Origin of the sequence: Plantactinospora mayteni (genome assembly GCF_016862935.1) — a bacterium.
Lineage (GTDB): Bacteria > Actinomycetota > Actinomycetes > Mycobacteriales > Micromonosporaceae > Plantactinospora > Plantactinospora mayteni.
Genome location: NZ_BONX01000048.1, coordinates 1 through 21,194 on the forward strand (window position 1 = coordinate 1; position 21,194 = coordinate 21,194).

Genomic DNA, 21,194 nt, shown 5'->3' on the forward strand with positions numbered 1-21,194 from the left:
AAGACTAGCTGGTCGGCTCGGCTCGGGCGCCGATGCCGTTCGGCGGTCGGTCGGGGCGGCGGTGCGGCTCGGCCTGGCCGGCCGGTCCGGTCGGGCGGTTCGCGGGCAGGGCGTCCCGGTAACGGGCGCTCTCCATGGACCAGTCCATGGTGCCGCGCACCGAGTTGCCGAGTCCGTCCAGATAGTGCCGCAGCGGCCCGTCCAGCGCCGGCCCGAAGGACGGTACGGCGTCCCGCAGTTCGACGAACCGCCGCATGCTGCGCTGCCAGCGCCGGACCACCGCCTCGACCGCCGCCTCGACCGGGATCCGCTCCTCCCGGGCCACCGCCAGCACCAGGTTGTGCCCGCCCGAGGTGGCCGTGTCCCGGTCCAGGGAGAGCAGGTCGTTGAACCAGGAGAGCAGGTCGTTGGCGGTGGAGGCGATCTCGCGTACCGCCGGGTGGTGGTAGATCGCGTCCGGTACCGGTCGGCCGGTGGCGAACTCGATCAGGGCGTACGAGACGTACGCGGCCGAGGTCGCCCGGCGCAGCGGGATGTACTCGGCGACGCCGGGCAGCCGCCCGCTCGCCTTGTTGCTGGCCTCGGTGACCACGCCGGACAGGTGGTGCGCCACGGCGTCGACGAAGCGGTCCCGCCAGTCCGTCGACATCCGCTGGTGCGGGGTACGCCAGGCGTCGGCCAGCATCCGCCGGAGCGGCCCGTCGAACGCCTCCGACCTCGGCGCCGGCTGGTTGGCCGCCCGGCTCTGCGGTGGGGTGGTGAGCCGGGGCGCCGGCTGGTTCGGCGACCGGGCACCCGGCACGGCCGGCGGGTGCTGCGCGGGCCGGGGCTGCGCCGCTGACGGGGGTCCGGTCCGGGTCACCGGGCCGGCGGCGGAGGACGGGCGACCCGGGGCGGGCGCCGGTACGGGCTGCCCCGACCGGGGTGGCGACCCGGCCAGCGGTGGTGTGGACCGGGGTGGCGACCCGGCCAGCGGTGGTGTGGACCGGAGCAGCCGCAGCACCCCGTCGCAGAGCGCGGCCACCTCGCCCGGCCGGGGGCGCCGGGTCGCGTCGCAGGCGTCGTCGAGCAGGAAGAACCAGGTGAAGAGTGCGGCGAGGACCCGCAGGTCGGCCTCGCTGGCGTCCGGGTAGAGCCGGCCGGCGTACCGGGCGACGCCGCCCTTGGCGAGCCGGTTCCGGGCCGCCGCGTCGAGCGGGCCGATGATCCGGTCCGCCCAGTCGACCAGCCACTCCTGCACCACGTCGGCGTGTGGGCAGAGGCGTGCCGGTACCGGACACCTCAGCTCGGCCGCCCACGAGCTGATCATGGACATGCCGGGGCCCCCTTCGGGTCAACACGCGGGCAGACGTGAGCAGTATTGCGCCTTCCGACGTGTTTGTGATCGCCGTCGGGTACGTCCTATTTCGCGGTTTGTGATGATCCGGTCACCGTGCCGGCTGCCCCGCAGGTTGCGGCCGGGGGCGGTCGGCGCCGGCTCCGACGCTTGCGGCAGGCTGGGGGGCATGAGAAGGCCGTGGGTGGTCGGCGTCTCCGGAGCATCGGGTACGCCGTATCCGGCCGCCGTGCTCGGCGGGCTGCTCGACGCGGGTGAGTCGGTCGACCTGGTCGTCTCCCGGGCGGCCCGGTTGACGATCCTGGACGAGACCGGCCAGCCGTTCCGGGACGCGCACTGGAAGGACGACCTCGCCGCCTGGCTCGGGCGGGACCTGGCCGGCGCCGACCTGGCGTACTGGCCGGCCGGGGATCTGGCGGCGGGGCCGAGCAGCGGGTCGTACCCGACCAGGGGCATGGTGGTGGTGCCGGCGAGTACGGCGGCATGCGCCGGGATCGCGATCGGCCTCTCCAAGGATCTGCTGCAACGGGCCGCCGAGGTGAACCTCAAGGAGCACCGACCGGTGGTGGTGGTGCCCCGGGAGACTCCGGTCACCCGCAGCCACCTGGAGCACCTGATCACCCTGCACGATGCCGGAGCCGTGGTGTTGCCGGCGAGCCCCGGCTTCTACGGTGCCGGGGCCGCCGCCTCCGCCCGGCAGCTCGTCGACTTCGTGGCCGGAAAGGTACTCGACGCGCTCGACGTGCCGCACTCCCTGTTCCGGCGCTGGTCCGGCGAGCTGGGGGCCGACCGGGGCTGACCGCCCCCGGGACCGAGCCCCCGCCCGGTGCCGATCCACTCGACCTCCCTGTGCGGTCCGTCGTGGCCGCGGTTGGCGGCCGGAGCGCACCCGCCGGGCCGTCCAGGTTGCGAGAGGTTCAGTGCAGGCCGACGTTTCCGGCGCCGGCCGGGCCAGGGCCACTCGGGGTGGCGGGTCCGGCGTTGCGCGGCCGGTTCGCGATGCCCTCGTCCACCTCGTCGAGCATGCCCTCACCCTCGAGCAGCGCGCGTACCTCCGACTCGCGGAAGCGGCGATGTCCGCCCGGTGTTCGGATGCTGCCGATACGCCCGGCCGCGGCCCAGCGTGTGACGGTCTTCGGGTCGACGCGGAAGAGTGCTGCCACCTCGCCCGGCGTCAGCAGACGATCTCCAGTGTCCACAGCCCCCTCCTCGCGTCTACGAAGCCCCCGGACTGGTAGGACCGCCCCCAGAACACATGCTTGCCAGAGCCTTCGTTTAAGGGACGTACGGCAATTACAACACCGCCGGAGTGTCGTGTCCGGCAAACGCGAAAACGTACTGTGTGTGAGGTTAGGCCGGACGATTTACGGCATTTAAGCGCTATGTCAGCAACAATGCTGCACCCCGGGCAGCCCGTTCAACCACCCGGACTAGGGTCTCAGAACGTGGACGCGATCGACCTGAGCCTCGTCGAGCTGCTGCGCGGCAATGCCCGCCTTTCGTACGCCGAACTGGCCCGGCAGGTCGGCCTCTCCGCGCCGGCCGTGCACGAGCGGGTGGGCAAGCTCGAAGCCGGTGGCGTCATCCGGAGCTACCGGGCCGACGTCGAACCGGAGGCGATCGGGCTCGGCGTGACGGCGCTGATCGGCATCGTGCAGGACTCCGGCGGCGACACCGACGACGTACTGGAGGCGATCCGGGGCATGCCGGAAATCGAATCCTGTTACTTCATGGCCGGGGTGGAATCGTTCCTGCTCAAGGCGCGAGTTGGCACAATTGCCGAGTTGGAGCAGCTCATCCTGCGGCTGAACCGGACCGCCGGAGTCGCCTCGACCCGGACGGCCGTCGCACTCTCCACGAAATGGGAGAACCGTCCCCAGCCGCTCAGCCCGTCCTGACCCGACCGGCCACCGGAGCGGCTTGCTACGTTCCTGGTCATGGAACAGCTCGACCGGTGCGACGACGCCGAACGCGCCTGGGTGACCGAGGCCATCGCGGCGGTGGAGGCGGACGCGAACCGATCCGCCGACACCCATCTGCTCTGCTTTCCGCTCCCTCGGGAGTGGGGGATCGACCTCTATCTCAAGGACGAGTCGGTGCACCCCACCGGGTCGTTGAAGCACCGGCTGGCCCGGTCGCTGTTCCTCTACGGACTCTGCAACGGCTGGATCGGGCCGTGTACCACCATTGTGGAGGCGTCGTCGGGCTCGACCGCCGTCTCCGAGGCGTACTTCGCCCGGATGCTGGGGGTGCAGTTCATCGCCGTGATGCCGGCCGCCACCTCGCCGGAGAAGATCGCGCTGATCGAGTTCCAAGGCGGAAAATGCCATCTGGTGGACGATCCGGCCGCCGTCGTGGTCGAGGCCCGCTGGCTCGCCGAGGACCTGGGCGGGCACTTCATGGACCAGTTCACGTACGCCGAACGCGCCACCGACTGGCGGGGCAACAACAACATCGCCGAGTCGATATATGCGCAGCTTGCCCTGGAGCGGCACCCCGTGCCGGACTGGATCGTGGTGGGTGCCGGCACCGGCGGTACCAGCGCGACCATCGGGCGCTACCTCCGCTACCGTCGGCTGCCGAGCCGGCTCTGCGTGGTCGACCCGGAGAACTCGGCCTTCTATCCCGCGTGGACCTCGGCCGACTGGTCCGTCACCACCGACGCCGGATCCCGGATCGAGGGGATCGGCCGGCAGCGCGTCGAGGCGTCCTTCCAGCCGAGCGTCGTCGACCGGATGGTGCGGGTGCCGGACGCGGCCTCGCTGGCCGCCATGCGCGTCGCCTCGGCGGTGCTGGGCCGGCGGGTCGGCGGGTCGACCGGCACCAATCTGTGGGGCGCGTTCGCCCTGATCGCGCAGATGCGGGCCGCCGGCCGGACCGGGTCGGTGGTGACGCTGCTCTGCGACGGCGGCGAACGCTACACCGACACGTACTATTCCGACGGGTGGGTGGCCGGCCGGGGCCTCGACCTGGCGCCGTACCGGTCCACAGTCGAACGTTTCCTGGTGACCGGCGAGTGGGCGGGCTGACGAGCCCACCGCTCCCGGCTGACGAGCCCACCGCTTTCGGCTGACGGGTCCACTCCTCCCGGCTGACCGGCTGACCGCCCAGCACGGGTCAGTGCCGCTGCGCCAGCCCGGGATAGTGCAGCACGAAGCCGTCGGCGTCGAGGGTCAGGTCGGCGGTGAAGCCCTCGCTGTCGAACCGGACGTTGCCGCCCTCCAGCACCGTGTAGGTCTGCTCGGCCGGCACCACCTGGAGGCTCGGCACCAGCACCCAGACCGCGACGATCCGGTGCGAACTGCCCGGCGCGGCGTCGCGCAGCCCGAGGCGGCGTACCGGAAGGGTGTTGAAGAGCGGCGAGGCGCTGAGGTCGACGTCGATCGCCTCGGCGAGCCGCTCGGGCTCCTCGGTGCCGGGCAGCCCGGCACCGGGCTGGCCGGCGGCGGCCAGCGCCGCGTCCAGGTCGCCCTGCTCGGCGGTGCTCGCCCGCCAGCGGCCGGCGGCCCGCTCCAACCGCAGGGTGCGCAGCCAACCGGCGCCCTCGCAGCTCACCTCCAGCCCCTCCGCCGCCCAACGCTCGTCGGTGCGCAGCTCGTAGCGGCAGGTGAAGGCGATCGGGTCGACGGCGAGCGCGGTGCCCCGGGCGGTCAGCCCACGGCGGTCGACGGCGAGCGCGTGGTCGGCACCGGGCACGTCGGTACGGCTCCAGAACAACGTCTTTGGCATGCTCGACATGTCCATGGACGTTACCGGCGACGACCGACAGGAATGCCCGACCGCGCGAATCGCCTCGCCGCCCGGCAGCCCGACCAGGGCCCGCGCGGTTCGACGCATCGGCCCTGGTCGGCGGCCTGTCACCAGTGAGCGTCCCGGCGCCCGACGGGTAGCCCGTAGCCGGGGATGCCCGTGCCCCGTGCTCGACCAGCCGTGCCTGCCGGGCCCAGATCGAGGCCGGCCGGGGCGATCGAGCCGTGCCCGACCGGTCAGCGGGTCGGCGCGCGACCGGCGAGGTGGATCGGCAGCGGGCCTCCACCGGCCGGCGACGCGGATCGGTCAAGCCCGGTCGCCGGCCGCGGGTTGCCGCCGGTCAGCGGGTCGGGGTCGGGCGCCGGCCGTCGAACCGGTGGTCGCGGCGACCCTGCCGGTCGTCCGATCGGTCCCCGGCGGTCCGGTCGTCGCGCGGGCGCTCGTCCCGGGACCGGTCCCAGACCGGCCGGTCGGTGTGCGGCCGGCCCTCGTGCCGGAAGCCGCCCTGCCGCCCGCCGGAGCGCCACTCGCCGCCCCGCTCGGCGTGACCACCCTGCGGCGTACCACCGCCGTCGCCGTACCGGCGGTCGCTGTAGCGGCGGTCGGACTGCGGCCGGTCGCCGTACCGGCGTTCGCCCTGGAAGCGGTCACCGTAGCGGCGCTCACCCTGCGGGCCGTCGCCGTGCCGGCGCTCTTCCTGCGGCCGGTCGCCGTAGCGGCGGTCAGCCCGGGGGCGGTCGCCGTACCGGCGGTCGGCGCGGGTGCGGTCCGGGCGGGTACCGGCCGCTCGGCGCGGTGCCGGCTCGTCGACCACCGGTACGCCACTCGGCTCCCGGGCACCCGTCACCTCGGCCAGCGCGGCGTCGCCGGACCGTACCCGGGTCTGCTCCGGCTCGACACCGGCCTTCTGCAACATGGCCAGGGTGGAGCGGCGCTGCTTCGGCAGTACCAGCGTGGCAACCGCACCCGACTCGCCGGCCCGGGCCGTACGGCCGGCCCGGTGTAGGTAGTCCTTCGGATCCTTCGGCGGGTCCACGTGCACCACCAGCGAGACGCCGTCGACGTGGATGCCCCGGGCCGCCACGTCGGTGGCGACCAGCACGTTCGTCCGGCCCTCCTTGAACTCGGCCAGGGTGCGGGTGCGTACCCGCTGGGTCTTGCCGCCGTGCAGCGCGCCGGCCCGGACGCCGACCGCCGCGAGCTGCTCGACCAGCCGGTCTACGCCCATCTGGGTCCGGGCGAACATCATGGTGCGGCCCTGCCGGGCCGCGATCGAGGCCGCCACCGCGAACTTGTCGTGCGGCGGGATCAGCAGCATGTGGTGGTCCATCGTCGACACGGCGGCGGTCGGCGGTGCCGTCGAGTGGGTGACCGGATCGGTCATGAACCGCTTGACGAGCGCGTCCACGTCGTTGTCCAGAGTGGCGGAGAAGAGCAGTCGCTGCGCGTCCGCCGGCGTCTTGGCGAGCAGTTCGGTGACGTCCGGCAGGAAACCCATGTCGGCCATCTGGTCGGCCTCGTCCAGCACGGTCACCTCGATGTCGTCGAGGCGGCAGACACCCCGCTCGATCAGGTCGGCCAGCCGGCCCGGTGTGGCCACCACGATCTCCACGCCACGGCGCAGCGAGTCGATCTGGCGGTCGTACGGCACGCCCCCGACGGCGGTCTTGAGGAACACTCCGAGGGCCCGGCCGAGCGGCATCAGCGCGTCGTTGACCTGCATCGCGAGTTCCCGGGTCGGCACCAGGATCAGTGCCCTCGGGTGGTGTGCCCGGGCCCGGGGACCGGCCGCCATCCGCGCCAGTACCGGCAGCCCGAACGCCAGCGTCTTGCCGGAGCCGGTCTGCCCCCGGCCGAGTACGTCCCGCCCGGCGAGCGCGTCCGGCACGGTGGCCCGCTGGATCTCGAACGGCGTGTCGATGCCCTCCCGGCCGAGTGCCCGGACGAGCTGCCGGGGCAGCCCGAGGCCGGCGAAATCGACCCGCTCGGACGCGACCGGCTCGGGATCGACCGGCTCGGACTCGGCGGGCTCTGACTCTGCCGGGCCGGAGTCCGTGGACTCCGAAACCACCGGGGCGGAAATGGCGTCGTTCCGGTCGGCAATCGCGTCCGGACCGGCTTCGGTGGGCGTGTCAGAGCCCGGAACCGCCTCGGTGAGCGTGCCGGAATCGTCGGCGCTCACCGAGTCGGTGGCATCAGCGTGCACATTGGCAACATGCGACACAATCAATGCGGCTTGCTCATCAGACGCGGACGTCCCTGCCGAAACGGAACCGGATCGCGCGTCGAATACGGACGGAAACATGCTGGGATCAGCAAAGGTCGTCAAGGATACCTCTCAAGCGGGGCGCATCTTCGCGATGGCCCGCCGCGACGGAGGTCGCCGCTGATTCGCCCGCAAGATCGCCCAGAGGCGCGTGGCACGCGCCAGGTCAACAATCCACCCGAGTGTACGGGGACCAGCCGTCACTGCCACCTCGGCGCGCACGCCAGTGGGCAGGCTCACCACCCGTGACCGCCGACCCGACACCCGCCCAGGCGGATCCGTCAACTGCTCAGCAGACCGTCGAAGAGGCTGCTGAACACGTCCCCGACCAGGAACACCACAAGTACGCCGACCGCCACCAGGATGCCGAGCCCGATCAGCAGTACCAGCACCACCTTGCCGGTGTTCGTCTTCTGCGTGGGGGTGTCCGTCCAGCCCTGGGCCAGGATGTGCCCGGTCAGCGAGCCCGAGTTCTCGAGCTGGTTGGACGGCATGGAGACGGTGAGGTGGCCCTCTGGGCCGCCGTACACGGTGCCCTCCGCTCGCTGGTCCCGGGCCAGGTCGCGGTCTCGGTAGCCGGGGGAGTGCGGCGTCGTCGGGGCGGTGCCCTGATGGTGAGGCGAGGCCGGGCCGGTGCCCTGGAGGTGTGGCGAGGCCGGGCTGGTGCCCGGCGGGCGGTCACCGGGCCAGGGCCGGCCGGCCGGTTCGGCGGCGACGGACGGACCCGGGTCGGCGGTGGGCAGCGAGTAGCCCGGGGTACCGCCGCTGGCCTGGTTCGCCGAGGACATCGGGTTGGTCGGTGGTGGCCAGCTCGGCAGGGCGGGCGCCGGAACCACCAGCGGGACCGGTGCCGGGGGATCCGCCGGCCGGCCGCCCGGCCCGTGGGAGACCGGCGTCGCCGGGTACGCCACCGAGCCCAGCGCCGCCGACGTCGGCGGATACGGCACCGGTCCGGGCGGCACCGGTCCGGGCGGCACCGGTCCGGGCGGCACCGGTCCGGGGTGCGGCGGGTACGGCGTGGGGCCCGGCGGAGTCGGGCCGGGTGGAGTGGGCGGATATGGCGCGGGACCCGGCGGTACCGGGCTCGGGCCTGGCGGCACCGGAGCGGGCCGGGGTGGCACCGGCGGGTACGGCGACGGAGCTGGTGGCACCGGGTCGGGTCCCGGGGCGGGCACCGGCGGTACCGGTGCGGGGAACGGCGTGGGCGCCGGGCCCGGGTCCGGCGGTTCGGGTACCGGTGGCGCCGGTGGGTGCGCCGGCTCGGGCGGTCCGGCTGGCTCCGGGGGACGCGCCGGTGCTGGCGGGCTGGCCGGATCCGGCTCGGTACTCCGGTAGACCTTCGCCACCCCCGGCACCGCGGCCACGGCGGCGGCCTCGGTCGGCAGCACCGGAGAGAGCCCCGGCACCGAGGCACTGGCCCGGGTGGTGCCGGCACTGCTCCGTGGCGCGCTGCGCTGCGGCGGCACCGTGTACGACGGCGTCCCGCCCACAGGTGTCCCGGGATCCCGAAAGGACCGCTCGGGGCTGGCCGGCGGCGCAGAAGGGCTGGTCGACAGCGGTGTTGACAGGCTGGCTGCCGGCGGGGCGGCGAAGTGCACGGCCTCGGGTCGCTCCCGGAGCTGGGGTACCGGCGCGGCCGGGGTCGACCCGGACAGTCCGCTGGCGGCCGGCGAGACGGAGGCGGACCCGACGGACGGGACGGACGCCGAGCCGGCCGGCGAAACGGCGGCCGATCCGCTCGACGGGGCCGGCGGGGACTTGACGGCGTTGGCGAACGCCGACCACGGGGAGTCGAGCGCCGGAGTCTGCGGACGCCGCCGTTGCAGCGGCGGCACCGGAGTTCCCGGAGGCGCCGGGGTCGGTACTGCCGCCGGTGCCGGGGAAGCGGCGGCCGGAGCGCCCGGTGCCGAGGAGGCGCCAAGTGGAGTGCCGGGTGCCGAGGAGGCGCCAAGTGGAGTGCCGGGTGCCGAGGAAGCGGCAAGTGGAGTATCCGGTGCCGAGGAGGCGGTGGCCGGGGAGGCGACCGCCGGGGTGGCCAGTTCACCGGCACGGTAGGTGCGGCTGCCCGAGGAGGCGGCGGGCATCGCGGCGATCTCCGCTGCGGTGGGGGTGGTGGCGGCCCTACTCACGGCACGGCCGCGTACCGGCTCTGCCGTGTCGCCGTCACCGACCCGCTCCGGTACGGCGACCGGCTCCGACTCGGCCACGTCGGCGATCTCCGTACCGCTGCGCGGGGCAGGGCTGACCGGCGACTCAGGGCTGACCGAGGACTCCGAGCTGACCGGCGGCGCCGGGTCGGCGGCATCCGGCTCCGCTCCGGAACCCGTTCCGGCGTCGGCGTCGACCTGACCGGACCTGTCATCGGAACTCGTCTTGCCTCCCGGGTCGGCATCCGCGTCCCGCTCGGCGGACGAATCGACGGACGGGTCGGCGATCCCGCTCGCCTCCGCCCCCGGAGCCGAGCTGAAACCCTCCGGGCCCGAGCTGAAACCCTCCGGGGCCGAGCTGAAACCCTCCCGAGCCGCACCGAAAGCCGCCGGGGACGAGTGGGAGGCGTCCGGAACCGAGCGGGAATCCGCGGAGTCGACCGGGTCGGTTTCGGACGGGTTTGCCGGCGGGTCCTGCGGCGCGTCCGCCCAGAGCGCTCCGGCGGCGGGCGGCGGAGGCGGCTGGTAGGCGTCGGGAAGCTCCTCCTCGGCCGACGATTCCGGCAACGCGGTACCGACCGGTGGTGGGGGCGGCAGCGGGGACAACTCGCTCTCGTCCACGCCGTCCGATCCGGACCGGGTGGCCGCAGCCCGACCGTCAGAGCCCGGGGGTGCCACCCCGGTAGCCGATCCGACCTGCGATTCGTCCATTGTTGCCTCCCGCGCCCACACCCGGTCCGGTAGGCCGGGTCGGAAGTACGTCAACCCTCACCGTGCCACATCTCAGCACGGGCGCACAGCCGGCCGCTGATCGGCACCGTCAGTTGCCGTCGGGGCTACCGTCCGCAGCCGGGGTCGATCGGCTGGCGCTGGGCGTAGCCTCGCTCGGCTCGGCGGCCGACGGGGTGACCGGCGGCGTGGGGTCCGGCGGACCCGGGGTCGGTGCCGGTGTCACGGGCGGGGTCGCCGGTGGCGTGGTCGGCGTGGTGGTGGGCGGTGTCGTGGGCGGCTTCGTCGGCGGCGGCGTCGTGGGCGGCTTGCTGGTCGGCGGCGGCGTCGTGGGTGGCTTGGAGGTCGGCGGCGGGGTGGTCGGCGGTGGCGTGGTCGCGTTCGGCGCCGGTACCGCCGGGAAGATCCGGGTCGCGGCGTAGAACCGCGACCACCAGACGGTGGAGACCTTGACCACGTCGCCGGTGGTCGGCGAGTGCACCATCTTGCCGCCGCCGATGTACATCCCGACGTGGTGGATGCTGCTCCAGCTACTGCCGGACGCGAAGAAGACCAGGTCGCCGGGGAGCAGCGCCTCCCGCGCCACGCTCTGGTTGCGGGTGCCGTTGTACTGATCGCGGGAGACCCGGGGGATCCGCTTGCCCACCGAGAGATAGGAGGCGAGCATCAGGCCGGAGCAGTCGAACCGGTTCGGACCCTCGGCGCCCCACAGGTAGGGGTCGCCCCGCTGGGCGAGCGCGTAACGCATCGCGCCCAGCGCCTTGGGGTGCGCGACCATCCCGGCGACGCTGTCGCTGCCGATCGTCTCGCCGATCCGCTGCTCGGCGGCTTCCCGGGCCCGCTCGATCGCCTTGAGCTGGTCCGCGTTGTCGCGCTTGAGCTTCACCAGGGCGGCGGAGCGTTCCTTGTAGCGCGTCTCCGCGGTCGTGAAGGCGGTGACCTTCTGCTGGTAGGTGCCGGACGCGGTCTGGTATGCCAGCTCCGCCTGCTGTTCGGCCTGCTGCGCCCGGGTCACCTCACCGGCGGCCAGCTCGGTGTCACCGGTACGCTGCTCGCCGCGCTGGATCCGGCTGAGCAGGTCCAGCCCGTGCAGGTCGGAGCCGAACGCACCCGGTGGCAGCCCGGCGGCGTCCTTCAGCGCGCCCGCCGCCGCGTTGTCGGCCGCCGTACGGGCGTTGGCCAGCTCCAGCCGAGCCGTCTGCCGTACGCCGTCGGCGGCGGTCAGCGCGGTGGTGGCCGTGTCCCGCTCCTGGCGGAGTTGCAGCAGTTGGTCGCCGAACTGGGCGACCTCGACCTCCAGCGCCATGACCTGACTCGCCAGCGGGCCGTTCACGCTCGGCGGCAGCGGATAGGACGTCGTCGGCGGTCCGGTGTTGGTGGGCACGTTGGGCACCCCGACCGGCTGCGGGTGCACCCCGCCGTCGGGGACGGTGTTCGGCAGTGGTGGTTCGGCGTAGACCGGGGTCGCCATCGCGCCCGCGACGATCGCGCCGACCAGGGCTGACCACACCAGCGGGCGTAGCACCGGCGAAACCGCGTTGAGGGGCCGGTCTGGTCGTCCGCGCCTGCTGTTGGCCATGCCGCTCCCGTCACGTGCACAGCAGCGCGCCCGGCGCGGCCGTGGTATCGCCATGCGTGGTGTATCGCGTCCCACTTTGTCTACCTCAACGCGCCGGGGATGTCGATCCGACGGCGGGTAACGAGACGCTGAGAAGCGGGTTAAGGCTACCTGGACTCGGTGAACCAGGTCGCTGCCGCCGACCGCCTCCGCCGGCATCTCGGGCGCTCCACGTAGGCTCGTCCGGGGAATCGTGCCTGGAGGGACGTGCTGCGATGGACGCCGGACGCAAGCGTGAGCTGGAAGAGAAGGTCTACGCGGGAGTTCGGCTCGACCGCGCCGACGGCGAGGCGCTGTACGCCAGCGACGACCTGGTCTGGCTCGGCCGGCTGGCGCACCACCGCCGTACCGGAGCGGACGGTGGTGACGGAGCGGACGGTGGCGACCGGGCGGGCGGTGGCGGTGACCGGGTGCTGTTCGTCGTCAACCGGCAACTGAAGCTGACCGACCTCTGCGCGGTCGGCTGTGCGTACTGCTCCTTCCGTCCCGAGGCGGACGGACAGGACGCGTACCCGATGCCGGTCGACGAGGCCGTCCGGCAGGCCACGGAGCTGGCCGCCGACGGGCTCACCGAGTTGGAACTCGTCAACCCGCTGCACCCCGCGCTGCCATGGCGGCACTACCCGGAGCTGCTGCGGGCGCTGGCGGCGGCGCTGCCGGAGGTCCGGCTCACCGGGTTTGCCGCGACTGAGCTGCACTGGCTGACGAAGACCACCGGGCGGCCCGCCGACGAGATCCTCGACGAACTCGTCGCCGCCGGCCTGGCGTCGCTCGGCGGCGGGGCCGAGATCTTCGACCCGGAGGTACGCCGCCGGCTCGGCGTCGACGACTGCTCGTGGGAGGACTGGTCCCGGATCCACCGGCTCGCCCACGCCAAGGGGCTCGGCACCCCGGCGACGATGCGCTTCGGTCACGTCGAGGAGCCCCGGCACCGGGTCGACCACGTGCTGCGACTGCGCGAACTACAGGACGAGACCGGCGGCTTCACCAGCTTCCTGCCGCTGCGCTACGAGCACGACCTCGCGGTACCGGCCGACGGCGGGCTCCGGCCGCAGCAGCCGACGAGGACGGCAGCGCAGACTGACACGGCAACGCAGACTGACACGGCAGCGCAGATCGGCACGGCGTCGCCGGCCGAGTCGCTGAAGACCTTCGCGGTGTCCCGGCTGCTCCTCGACAACGTGCCGCACCTGCGCTGCTGCTGGGCGACGCAGGGGCTGTCCGTGGCGCAGCTCGCGCTCAACTTCGGCGTGGACGACCTGGCCGGTGCGGCGGCCGAACACCGGGTCAGCCACGGTGCCGACCAGGGCGGCACGCCCGCCGTGCTGTCCCGGGAGGAGCTGCTCCAGTTGATCTGGGACGCCGACTTCCGCCCGGTCGAACGGGACAGCCGGTACGCGGTGCTGCGCGAGTACGACGCCCCGCCGAGCCTGGCCGAACGCCGGGCCGAGCCGCAGCAGGTCTGGGCCTGATCCGGGCCGGGCCGAAGCTGGTCCGCATCGCCGGCAACGTGGCCCGGCAGGGATGGTTCCGCGCCCGCTCACGTACCCTCGAAAGGTCATGAGCGGGCGGAGCGGGCGCGGATCGGTCGACGCCGGCCGGCGTGGAGTGCAGCGGAGAGGCGGCATGACCGAGCGGAGCGAGCGGGCGCCCTTTCCCCGTCGGGACGACGAGGGGCGGATCGTGGTGCTGGCCGACCTGCTCGGCGTCGCCCTGGTCGGGGTGGTCGTCGGGCTGGTGGCGCTGCTCGTCATCGACCTCGGCGCCTCCCTGATCGGCCTCGGCGAGTTCGGCCGGGCGAGCGGGTGGCTCGCGGTGGTCCTGCCGGCCTGGATCTTCGTCGAGGAGTTCCGGGCCTGGCGGTTCGGCCCGGCCCGGGTCGCGGCGGCACTGGTGGCCGCGGCCGTCGGGATCGCCGCCGGGCTGCTCGCCGCCGGGCTGGCCGCCTCGACCCCGCCGCTGGTCTCGGGCGGGCTGGCCGCGGCGGTCTTCGCCATGGCGTACGCGTTGGTCTGGTTTGTCGGCGTCCGCTGGCTCGCCGGCCGGACGAACTGATCGGAGATGCTTCAGATGAGTCCCGCGGTGAAGTACACGCTGGGCCGGATCGGGCTGTTCGTGGCGATCGCCCTGGCGCTCTGGCCGGTCGAGATGAACCTCTTCCTCAAGCTCATGCTGGCGGTGGCGTTCTCCGCCGCGCTGTCGTTCTTCCTGCTTCGGGGCTGGCGGGACGAGATGGCGCAGCAGTTGGCCGGTGCGGCGGAGAAGCGCCGGGCCGAGAAGGAGCGGCTGCGCGCCGCGCTGGCCGGTGAGGAGAAGCCGACCGACGCGGACAAGTCAGCCGACGCGGACAAGGCGACCGACGCAGACAAGGCGACCGACGCGGACAAGTCAGCCGACGCGGACAAGCCGACCGACCGGTCCTGAGCCGTGGCGCGGCGGACCCGGTACGGCATCGACCCCGTACCCGGACTTCGTCGGCCGGGTACGGGGTCGATGATCCTCCCCAGGTGAGCTGGTGTCGGTGCGGCTACCAGGGCGGTACGGCTACCAGTTGGTCGAGCCGGCCACCTTCGGCCAGGGCTTCCACCCCGGCTTGACCAGGTACGCGATCCCGCCCGACCCGCCGGAGACCCCGCCGCTGGCGTTGATCCGCTTGGTCCGCAGCCAGATCTGCTCGAACTGGTCCCGCCGGTAGACGTTGCGTACCACGTCGTTGCTGGACGACGCGGGGTCGTTGACGATCACGTCGCCGTCGAGGGTGAAGCCGACCACCACGAAGAGGTGCCCCGAGGTGCCGTAGTTGGCGCCCTCCAGTTCCTCGGCCAGGAAGGACTGGCTGGTGACCACCGGGATCCCGGCGGCGACGAAGTGCTCCACCTCGTCCAGCGAGTGCAGCCGGGTCACCTTGGCGTCCAACCCGTACGAGGCGGCGTACGCGGTGTTGAACGGCCAGTTGCCGCAGCCTTCGTACGCGTAGTCGTAGGTCATCCGGGCGGCGTGGTTGACCGACGGGTCGGGATAGTCGGGGTTGACCCAGGAGGTCTCCTCGGCGGACGGCCTCTTGCCCCAGTACTCCAGCACCATGGTGGTGGAGGTCGGCGAGCACCAGGCCTGGCCACCGCCGTCGTACTCGGGATAGTGCCCGGCGTGGATGTTCTGCGAGTAGCGCGGTACGGCCAGTTCCCGGCCCCAGGCGATCCGGCCGGCGCTCGGCGTGACGGTGAACCGGTCCGGCACCAGTGAACTCATCGCGCCGAGCAGCCAGACCCGGGGTGACCGGCGGCTCTCCGGCGCGCGGTAGAGGGTCAGCCGCAGTTGGTAGGCCCGCAGCAGCACCCCGGTGGCGACGTCGTCGATCGAGAAGGTGTCGGTCCAGATCGTCGAGTACGGGTCGCCCTGCCGGTTCACCGTGGTACGCCGGATGTCCTGGTCGCCGGCGGCCCAGCGCCCCATCACATACCACGGGGTCAGCGCGCCGGTGTTGTAGGTGCCCTGGAGTTCGACCTGGATCCAGGTGCCGGCCGGGGTCTCGGCGTTCCACGAGGCGACCAGTTCGCTGGCGTCGAAGCCGACCGGGGTGACCGGCGAGGTCCAGGTGGCGTACGCCCAGGTGCGGGTGGTGCCGGTGTACGGGTCGGCGTATTCGGTGGTGCCGGCCGGGCGCTGGATCGTGATCCCGGCGCGCACTCCGGGGACGGCGACGGTGCCCCGGTGGGTGCCGCGCCGCCAGTCGGGGTAGCTGGAGAAGTCCTGCCAGGTGATCTGCTCGTCGTGCGGCACCGGGCGGGGGCGACCGACCGCCGAGCCGGCCCGGGCCGGCACGCCGGTGCCGAGCAGGGCCAGGCCGGAGAGGCCGGCAAGGGTGAAGGTACGGCGGCTGATCAGGTTCGGTGAACTGGCCATCGATGCTCCGCAGGGGGACGAACGTCGGGGTCCTGCCGCCACTATTCCGCTCGGCAGGAACTTTCGCCAGATGTTCAAGCCAAGAAAATCTTTGCCGAGAGAAGGGTCCAACTGGCATTGGACGTCAAGTGATCGATGTTGATATGACCATGGTACGGATGGTGCAGTGTGCACTACCCAGCGGAGTCCTCCCTACCCCCAGGAGGTTTTACATGCCCTTCCGCACCTGGATGTCCGGGCCGTCGATCCGGCATCGGGCCCGGGCCGGCGCGCTCGCCGGCACCGTCGTGCTCGGACTCGTCGTGGCCGGCATCGGCCCGGCGGCCGGCACCGCCAGCGCCCAACCGGACCGGGCCGGCACGGAACAGGCCACCAGCGCCGAGTACCGGGTGACCGGTCCGCGTACCCTGGCCGACCGCAACGCCGTGGCCGCCACCGGCACCAGCATCGACTACGCCGAGCACGGCGCGCTCTACGTCACCGCGACCCCGGCCGAGGTGAAGGCGATCACCGCGCTCGGCTTCGAGGTGGCGGCCGTACCGGCACCGCCGGACCGGGGCCAGCCGAGCGGTGACGTCGGCGTACTCGACTTCCCGCCGGCCGACTCGGCGTACCACAACTACGCCGAGCTGAACACGGTGATCAACCAGGTGGTCGCCGACCATCCGACGATCGCCCGCCGGTCCAGCCTCGGCACCTCCTACGAGGGCCGCGACCTGCCGGTCATCAAGATCTCCGACAACGTCGGCACCGACGAGAACGAGCCGGAGATCCTGTTCAACTCGCAGCAGCACGCCCGCGAGCACCTGACCGTCGAGATGGCGATCTACCTGCTCAACCTCTTCACCGACAACTACGGCTCGGACTCCCGGATCACCAACATCGTCAACACGCGGGAGATCTGGATCGTCCCGACGGTCAACCCGGACGGCAGCGAGTACGACATCGCCACCGGTTCGTACCGGTCCTGGCGGAAGAACCGGCAGCCGAACAGCGGCTCGTCGAACGTCGGCACCGACCTGAACCGGAACTGGGGCTACAACTGGGGCTGCTGCGGCGGCTCGTCCGGCACCACCTCCTCGGAGACCTATCGGGGCCCGTCGGCGTTCTCCGCGCCGGAGACCGCCCGGCTGCGCGACTTCGTCAACAGCCGGGTCGTCGGCGGTACCCAGCAGATCAAGGTGAACATCGACTTCCACACGTACTCGCAGCTCGTGCTCTGGCCGTACGGCTACACGACGGCGAACACCGGGCCGGGGCTGAACGCCGACCAGGAGCGGACCTTCCGGACCCTCGGCCAGCAGATGGCGGCCACCAACGGCTACACCCCGGAACAGTCCAGCGACCTCTACATCACCGACGGGGACAGCCTGGACTGGATGTGGGCGACGCACAACATCTTCGCGTACACCTTCGAGATGTACCCGGGTTCGGCCGGCGGCGGCGGTTTCTACCCGCCGGACGAGGTGATCCCGGCGCAGACCTCCCGCAACCGCGAGGCGGCGCTGCTCATCTCCGAGTACGCCGACTGCCCGTACCGGGTGGTCGGGCTCCAGGCGACCTACTGCGGCACCGGCGGTGGCACCACCGTCTGGTCGGACACCTTCGAGACCGCGACCGGCTGGACCGTCAACCCGGCCGGTACCGACACCGCCACCTCGGGGGCCTGGGAACGGGGTACCGCCCAGGCGACCACCTCCAGCGGCGCCAAGCAACTCGCCCCGTACGCCGGCAGCAACGACCTGGTCACCGGCCGGCTGGCCGGCGCGGCGGCCGGTGACTACGACGTGGACGGTGGTGTGACCACGGCACAGTCGCCGGCGATCACGCTGCCGAGCAGCGGCACGTTGACGCTCTCCCTGGCCTGGTATCTCGCGCACGGGTCGAACGCCTCGTCAGCGGACTACCTGCGGGTCAGCGTGGTGCACAGTGGCGGGACCACCCAACTGCTCAACCAGGCGGGTGCGGCCAGCAACCGCAACGGCGGTTGGACCACCGCCACGGCCAACCTCTCGGCGTACGCCGGGCAGTCGGTGCGGCTGCTGGTGCAGGCCGCCGACGCCGCCGAGGCCAGCCTGGTGGAGGCGGCGATCGACAACGTGACCATCACCAGCTCGTAGTGGCCCGATTCCGGGGTCCTGTCCGGCGCCACGACCGGACCGGCGGGACCCCGGAGTCCGCTCGGTGGCGGATTGCCTAGTGCGGGTCGAGGATGAGTTTCCGCTCGCTACTCGCATCCGGACAGGTCGGCCGAAATGACGACTTCCGTGCCGGAGCCGTGCCCCGGGTCCGTGCCGGAGGTGGGGCCGGGGCGGTGTGCCGCGGCCCGCAGGTGCACCGAGTCGCCGTACCGCTGCGGTGGCTGGGCGACGGCTCCGAGCGCGCGGCACCAGGTCTCCCAGTCGGACCGGCGCTGCTCGGGGTCGGTGGCGCAGCACTGTCCGATCAGGACGCCGTCGGCGCTGCGGATGACCCAGGCGATCAACGGCAGGCGTTCGCGGTTGGCCCGGTCGAGGAGCTCGGCGAGGGTGTGCTGCCAGCCCGCCTGTCGGGTGGTACTAAAGGTGATCATACGACCGGCCTCCAATGAACCTTTTCAACCTCCCCTTGCGGTCCGGCGGACCCCAAGGTCGGACACGGTGCCTGAGCATCGCGCGGTTCAGGTTGAGAAAGGTTCAGCACGGAGCCCCTGGGTGGTCAGGTGTAGAGGATCTGGATCCGGTCGGACTGGCCGTCCGGAGTCTGGATCTTGAGCACCGCACCCCGGGAGATCTCGTCGTTGAGGAACTTGAAGACCGCGACCGCGCGCCGGACGACCTCGCCGTCCGAGACCCGATGCTGGTCGGCCATTTCTTCGACGCTGGCGGCGGCGCTACCGGTCAACGAGATGCTGATTTTGCTCCGCTCAGGCCGGTTGACCTGCCGCGACGAGCCGCTGGACGAGCGGGAACGACCGCGGGTAGCGTCGTTGCCGGGAGTGTCTTCCGCCGCTTGGTTCATGGCTCGGACGCTACGGCATGGGTGCTACTTCAGCAAGTAGATGTACCGCACTTGACGGCATGGGTGCTAGGTATTGCGGTTGAGTAACCGCAAACAATGTGCACTGAGCGTCATGACCGCACCATTTCGCTATTGTAAGGCTCCCGGGGATCCCGGAACATGGCATGCAACCCCATCGAGGAGCGCGCCGTGGCCGAATACCTACCCAACCCGGAAGGGGAGGAGCCGGCTCACGATCCTGTCGAGAGTCGACCCTCCTATCTCATCTCCAACCTCCCGGACAACCTCGCGATCAGTCGTACCCCGGACACGATCCAGACCCGGAATCGGCTGGCCCTGGTCTGCTATCTCGGATACTGGTTCGTCTCGGTGCTCGTCGTGGTCGGGGGACTGATGGGCAGGTTCGCCGAGCAACTGGTCGGTGCCGTGGTAGCCGGGCTCGGTGCCTCGGCCGCCGCGGTCGCGTACTTCTACTTCCGTCGTCCGGGCCAGTAGGTCCGGAACTCCGGTGTCCAGCCGAGGGTCCGGAGGCGACACTCCCGTCGCCTCCGGACACCCCGGCACCCACCCCCTCGCCGAAGCGGAGCTGACGATGTCCGAACTCGACCCGGTCCTGGCGAAGCTGAGCTACGAGCTGATCGAGATGCTCCGGTCGCTCCGCTCCGACGACCACCAGGAGCGTTCGTTCAAGCACGTGGCCAACGTCTTCGGCCGGGACGAGCGTACGGTCTCCAAGGCCCTGCGCGAGATCGACGAGGCGTTCTGGCTCACCCAGCACGTCCGGATCATCGATCGGCCACCCGGGCACAAGAACTACCGGCTCACCCCGGCCGGCGAGGTCTTCGTGGACCTCCTCGAACCGATCACCGAGGCCACCCTCGCCGCCATCCGGGCAGCAGCCGCCGCCACCAAGCGGCTGCCGATCCTCTGCACCTCCAACTGCCTCGGCTACCTGCACGACCTCAACGACGCACTGCCGTCGAACCGGGGCTTCGACGTGATCCCGCTGCCCCGGCGTACGGCGGAGATCGAGCTGGCGGCCCTGGGTCAGGACTCGGGTGAGCACATCTGCCTGCTCTCCACGCTGATGTCCACCGAGCAGGAACCCCGGATCGGCACGGTGGCGCAGTGGAACGACCGGATCGAGGTGATCCCGCTGGAGATCGACGTGCCGCGCATGCTCTCGGTCGAGGACCTCGGCTACCGCCGGCCGGTGACGGTCAAAGAGGTGGTCGACAACGGGACGACCTTCCTCACCCCGCACGGCGGCCCCGCCTTCGACTTCCTCAACCGGTGCTACCCGGACTGGCGGAAGCTGCGGCCGTTCCAGTACATCGAGGTGCCGGATCTGGACTACGGGCTGAAGTGCCTCTCCAGTCGACTGGTACGGCAGTCGGCGATGATCGTGCACGGACTCAGCGCGGAGTCGCAGAAACTCGCCTGGTTGAACAACAGCTTCCACCTGTACGACTTCAGCGCCGGATCGCACAACCTGCTCGCGGTGACCGGCATCTTCCGGGCGCGCTCCGAATCGGGGCCGTCGGGCCAGGACGAACCCCTCGACGTGGTGTGGAAAGTTGCTCAGGATCTCTGGTCCGGACCGAACGTAAGGGCGGCGTAATGAACCTCTTCCAACCTGGACAGCGCGGCGCGGGTGCTCCGACCCTTACCGGTCGCGACGACGGACCGGAAGGGGAGGTGGAGAAGGGTGCGATGGAAGACCTCCGCTACCAGCGCATCGTCGTGAAGATCAGTGGTGCGTCACTCGGGTCCGGGCAGGCCTTGGAACCGGCCCGGCTGCGCGACGTGGCGTTGTCGCTGGCCGCCGTACACACGATGGGTGTCTCGGTGACCGTCGTCGTCGGTGGCGGGAACATCTTCCGGGGCGATCGAGGCGCCGACTGGCACCTGGAGCGCGGTCGGGCCGACACCGTCGGCATGCTGGCCACCGGGATCAACGTACTGCTGCTGGAGGGGCTGCTGAACAGCCTCGACGTGCCGACCCAGGTCTTCTCCCGGGGCCCCTGCACCGGCATCGGCCGCCAGTACCTGCGGGACGACGTCGTCGAGGCACTGGCATCGGGCGACACGGTGCTGCTGGCCGGCGGGATGGGCGTCTCCGGCTTCTCGACCGACGTACCGGCGGTGCACGCGGCGATCGACACCGCCGCCGACGCGGTCGTGATGGTCAAGTTCGGGGTGGACGGGATCTACAGCGCCGATCCGGCCAAGGACCCCGACGCGGTCTTCCTGCGCGAGATCACCGCGTCGGCCGCGCTGGAGCGGAACCTCCGGGTGATGGACGCGGCAGCGCTCGACCTGGCCCGCCAGTCCGGCAAGCCGGTGCACGTGGTGCCGGCCGGCGACATGTGGAGCGTGAAGTGCGTCATCGAGGGCAAGGAGATCGGCTCCCTGCTGCTGCCGTCCTGAGCCTGCCGCCGGTGC

19 protein-coding genes are annotated in these 21,194 nt (G+C 71.9%); 10 read left to right on the forward strand and 9 right to left on the reverse strand.

What is annotated here, in order from left to right:
* Window positions 1–4 precede the first annotated feature (4 nt).
* Window positions 5–1,315: a terpene synthase family protein gene (locus Pma05_RS31465; protein WP_203861133.1), complete on the reverse strand. Its 1,311-nt coding sequence runs from the start codon at window positions 1,313–1,315 to the stop codon at window positions 5–7.
* A gap of 190 nt (window positions 1,316–1,505) precedes the next feature.
* Between Pma05_RS31465 and Pma05_RS31470 the strand changes: the two genes are divergently transcribed.
* Complete coding sequence (locus tag Pma05_RS31470) at window positions 1,506–2,135, forward strand: UbiX family flavin prenyltransferase (RefSeq protein ID WP_203861134.1); 630 nt, start codon at window positions 1,506–1,508, stop codon at window positions 2,133–2,135.
* Between the two features lie 118 nt (window positions 2,136–2,253).
* Here Pma05_RS31470 and Pma05_RS31475 read toward each other — a convergent pair whose 3' ends face one another.
* Window positions 2,254–2,535, reverse strand: a complete 282-nt coding sequence (locus Pma05_RS31475) for a BldC family transcriptional regulator (protein WP_101368527.1) — start codon at window positions 2,533–2,535, stop codon at window positions 2,254–2,256.
* A 246-nt stretch (window positions 2,536–2,781) separates the two neighbouring features.
* On the opposite strand from Pma05_RS31475, the gene Pma05_RS31480 reads away from it, so the two are divergent.
* Entirely contained in the window at window positions 2,782–3,234 is a 453-nt protein-coding gene (locus Pma05_RS31480; RefSeq protein ID WP_203861135.1) for an Lrp/AsnC family transcriptional regulator, read from the forward strand.
* 39 nt (window positions 3,235–3,273) lie between these two features.
* Window positions 3,274–4,365, forward strand: a complete 1,092-nt coding sequence (gene cds1 / locus Pma05_RS31485) for an L-cysteine desulfhydrase Cds1 (protein WP_203861136.1) — start codon at window positions 3,274–3,276, stop codon at window positions 4,363–4,365.
* 88 nt (window positions 4,366–4,453) lie between these two features.
* On the opposite strand, the gene Pma05_RS31490 is transcribed toward cds1, so the two are convergent.
* The 4 genes from Pma05_RS31490 to Pma05_RS31505 all read right to left on the reverse strand — a co-directional run bounded on the left by Pma05_RS31490 (window position 4,454) and on the right by Pma05_RS31505 (window position 11,807).
* On the reverse strand, window positions 4,454–5,074 hold the full coding sequence (locus tag Pma05_RS31490) for a putative glycolipid-binding domain-containing protein (protein ID WP_239313483.1): 621 nt from the start codon (window positions 5,072–5,074) through the stop codon (window positions 4,454–4,456).
* Between the two features lie 352 nt (window positions 5,075–5,426).
* Window positions 5,427–7,292, reverse strand: coding sequence for a DEAD/DEAH box helicase (locus Pma05_RS31495; RefSeq protein WP_372441588.1), 1,866 nt, complete (start codon window positions 7,290–7,292; stop codon window positions 5,427–5,429).
* A gap of 341 nt (window positions 7,293–7,633) precedes the next feature.
* Window positions 7,634–10,120 carry a hypothetical protein gene (locus Pma05_RS31500; protein ID WP_203861137.1) on the reverse strand — a complete coding sequence of 829 codons (2,487 nt, stop codon included), beginning with the start codon at window positions 10,118–10,120 and terminating at the stop codon, window positions 7,634–7,636.
* Between the two features lie 199 nt (window positions 10,121–10,319).
* Window positions 10,320–11,807, reverse strand: a complete 1,488-nt coding sequence (locus Pma05_RS31505) for a C40 family peptidase (protein WP_203861138.1) — start codon at window positions 11,805–11,807, stop codon at window positions 10,320–10,322.
* A gap of 254 nt (window positions 11,808–12,061) precedes the next feature.
* On the opposite strand from Pma05_RS31505, the gene Pma05_RS31510 reads away from it, so the two are divergent.
* From Pma05_RS31510 to Pma05_RS31520, 3 genes are all read left to right on the forward strand, one after another.
* Window positions 12,062–13,318: a radical SAM protein gene (locus tag Pma05_RS31510; RefSeq protein ID WP_203861139.1), complete on the forward strand. Its 1,257-nt coding sequence runs from the start codon at window positions 12,062–12,064 to the stop codon at window positions 13,316–13,318.
* A 154-nt stretch (window positions 13,319–13,472) separates the two neighbouring features.
* Window positions 13,473–13,901 carry a hypothetical protein gene (locus Pma05_RS31515; RefSeq protein WP_203861140.1) on the forward strand — a complete coding sequence of 143 codons (429 nt, stop codon included), beginning with the start codon at window positions 13,473–13,475 and terminating at the stop codon, window positions 13,899–13,901.
* Between the two features lie 15 nt (window positions 13,902–13,916).
* Window positions 13,917–14,270 carry a DUF4229 domain-containing protein gene (locus Pma05_RS31520; protein WP_203861141.1) on the forward strand — a complete coding sequence of 118 codons (354 nt, stop codon included), beginning with the start codon at window positions 13,917–13,919 and terminating at the stop codon, window positions 14,268–14,270.
* Between the two features lie 120 nt (window positions 14,271–14,390).
* Here Pma05_RS31520 and Pma05_RS31525 read toward each other — a convergent pair whose 3' ends face one another.
* Window positions 14,391–15,749 carry a C39 family peptidase gene (locus Pma05_RS31525; RefSeq protein ID WP_203861142.1) on the reverse strand — a complete coding sequence of 453 codons (1,359 nt, stop codon included), beginning with the start codon at window positions 15,747–15,749 and terminating at the stop codon, window positions 14,391–14,393.
* A gap of 212 nt (window positions 15,750–15,961) precedes the next feature.
* Here Pma05_RS31525 and Pma05_RS31530 point away from each other — a divergent pair, with 212 nt between their 5' ends.
* Window positions 15,962–17,869, forward strand: coding sequence for a M14 family metallopeptidase (locus Pma05_RS31530; RefSeq protein WP_203861143.1), 1,908 nt, complete (start codon window positions 15,962–15,964; stop codon window positions 17,867–17,869).
* A 107-nt stretch (window positions 17,870–17,976) separates the two neighbouring features.
* Here Pma05_RS31530 and Pma05_RS31535 read toward each other — a convergent pair whose 3' ends face one another.
* Window positions 17,977–18,321 (reverse strand): hypothetical protein, encoded by a 345-nt coding sequence (locus Pma05_RS31535; RefSeq protein ID WP_203861144.1) that lies wholly within the window; start codon window positions 18,319–18,321, stop codon window positions 17,977–17,979.
* Window positions 18,322–18,446: 125 nt separating this feature from the next.
* On the reverse strand, window positions 18,447–18,749 hold the full coding sequence (locus Pma05_RS31540; protein WP_203861145.1) for a hypothetical protein: 303 nt from the start codon (window positions 18,747–18,749) through the stop codon (window positions 18,447–18,449).
* 159 nt (window positions 18,750–18,908) lie between these two features.
* On the opposite strand from Pma05_RS31540, the gene Pma05_RS31545 reads away from it, so the two are divergent.
* The 3 genes from Pma05_RS31545 (at window position 18,909) to Pma05_RS31555 (ending at window position 21,179) form a co-directional block, all read left to right on the forward strand.
* A complete protein-coding gene (locus Pma05_RS31545; RefSeq protein WP_203861146.1) occupies window positions 18,909–19,244 on the forward strand; it encodes a hypothetical protein in 336 nt (111 codons plus the stop codon).
* A 97-nt stretch (window positions 19,245–19,341) separates the two neighbouring features.
* Window positions 19,342–20,370 (forward strand): hypothetical protein, encoded by a 1,029-nt coding sequence (locus tag Pma05_RS31550; RefSeq protein WP_203861147.1) that lies wholly within the window; start codon window positions 19,342–19,344, stop codon window positions 20,368–20,370.
* A gap of 92 nt (window positions 20,371–20,462) precedes the next feature.
* Window positions 20,463–21,179: an amino acid kinase family protein gene (locus tag Pma05_RS31555; protein WP_203861148.1), complete on the forward strand. Its 717-nt coding sequence runs from the start codon at window positions 20,463–20,465 to the stop codon at window positions 21,177–21,179.
* The last annotated feature ends 15 nt before the right edge of the window (window positions 21,180–21,194 follow it).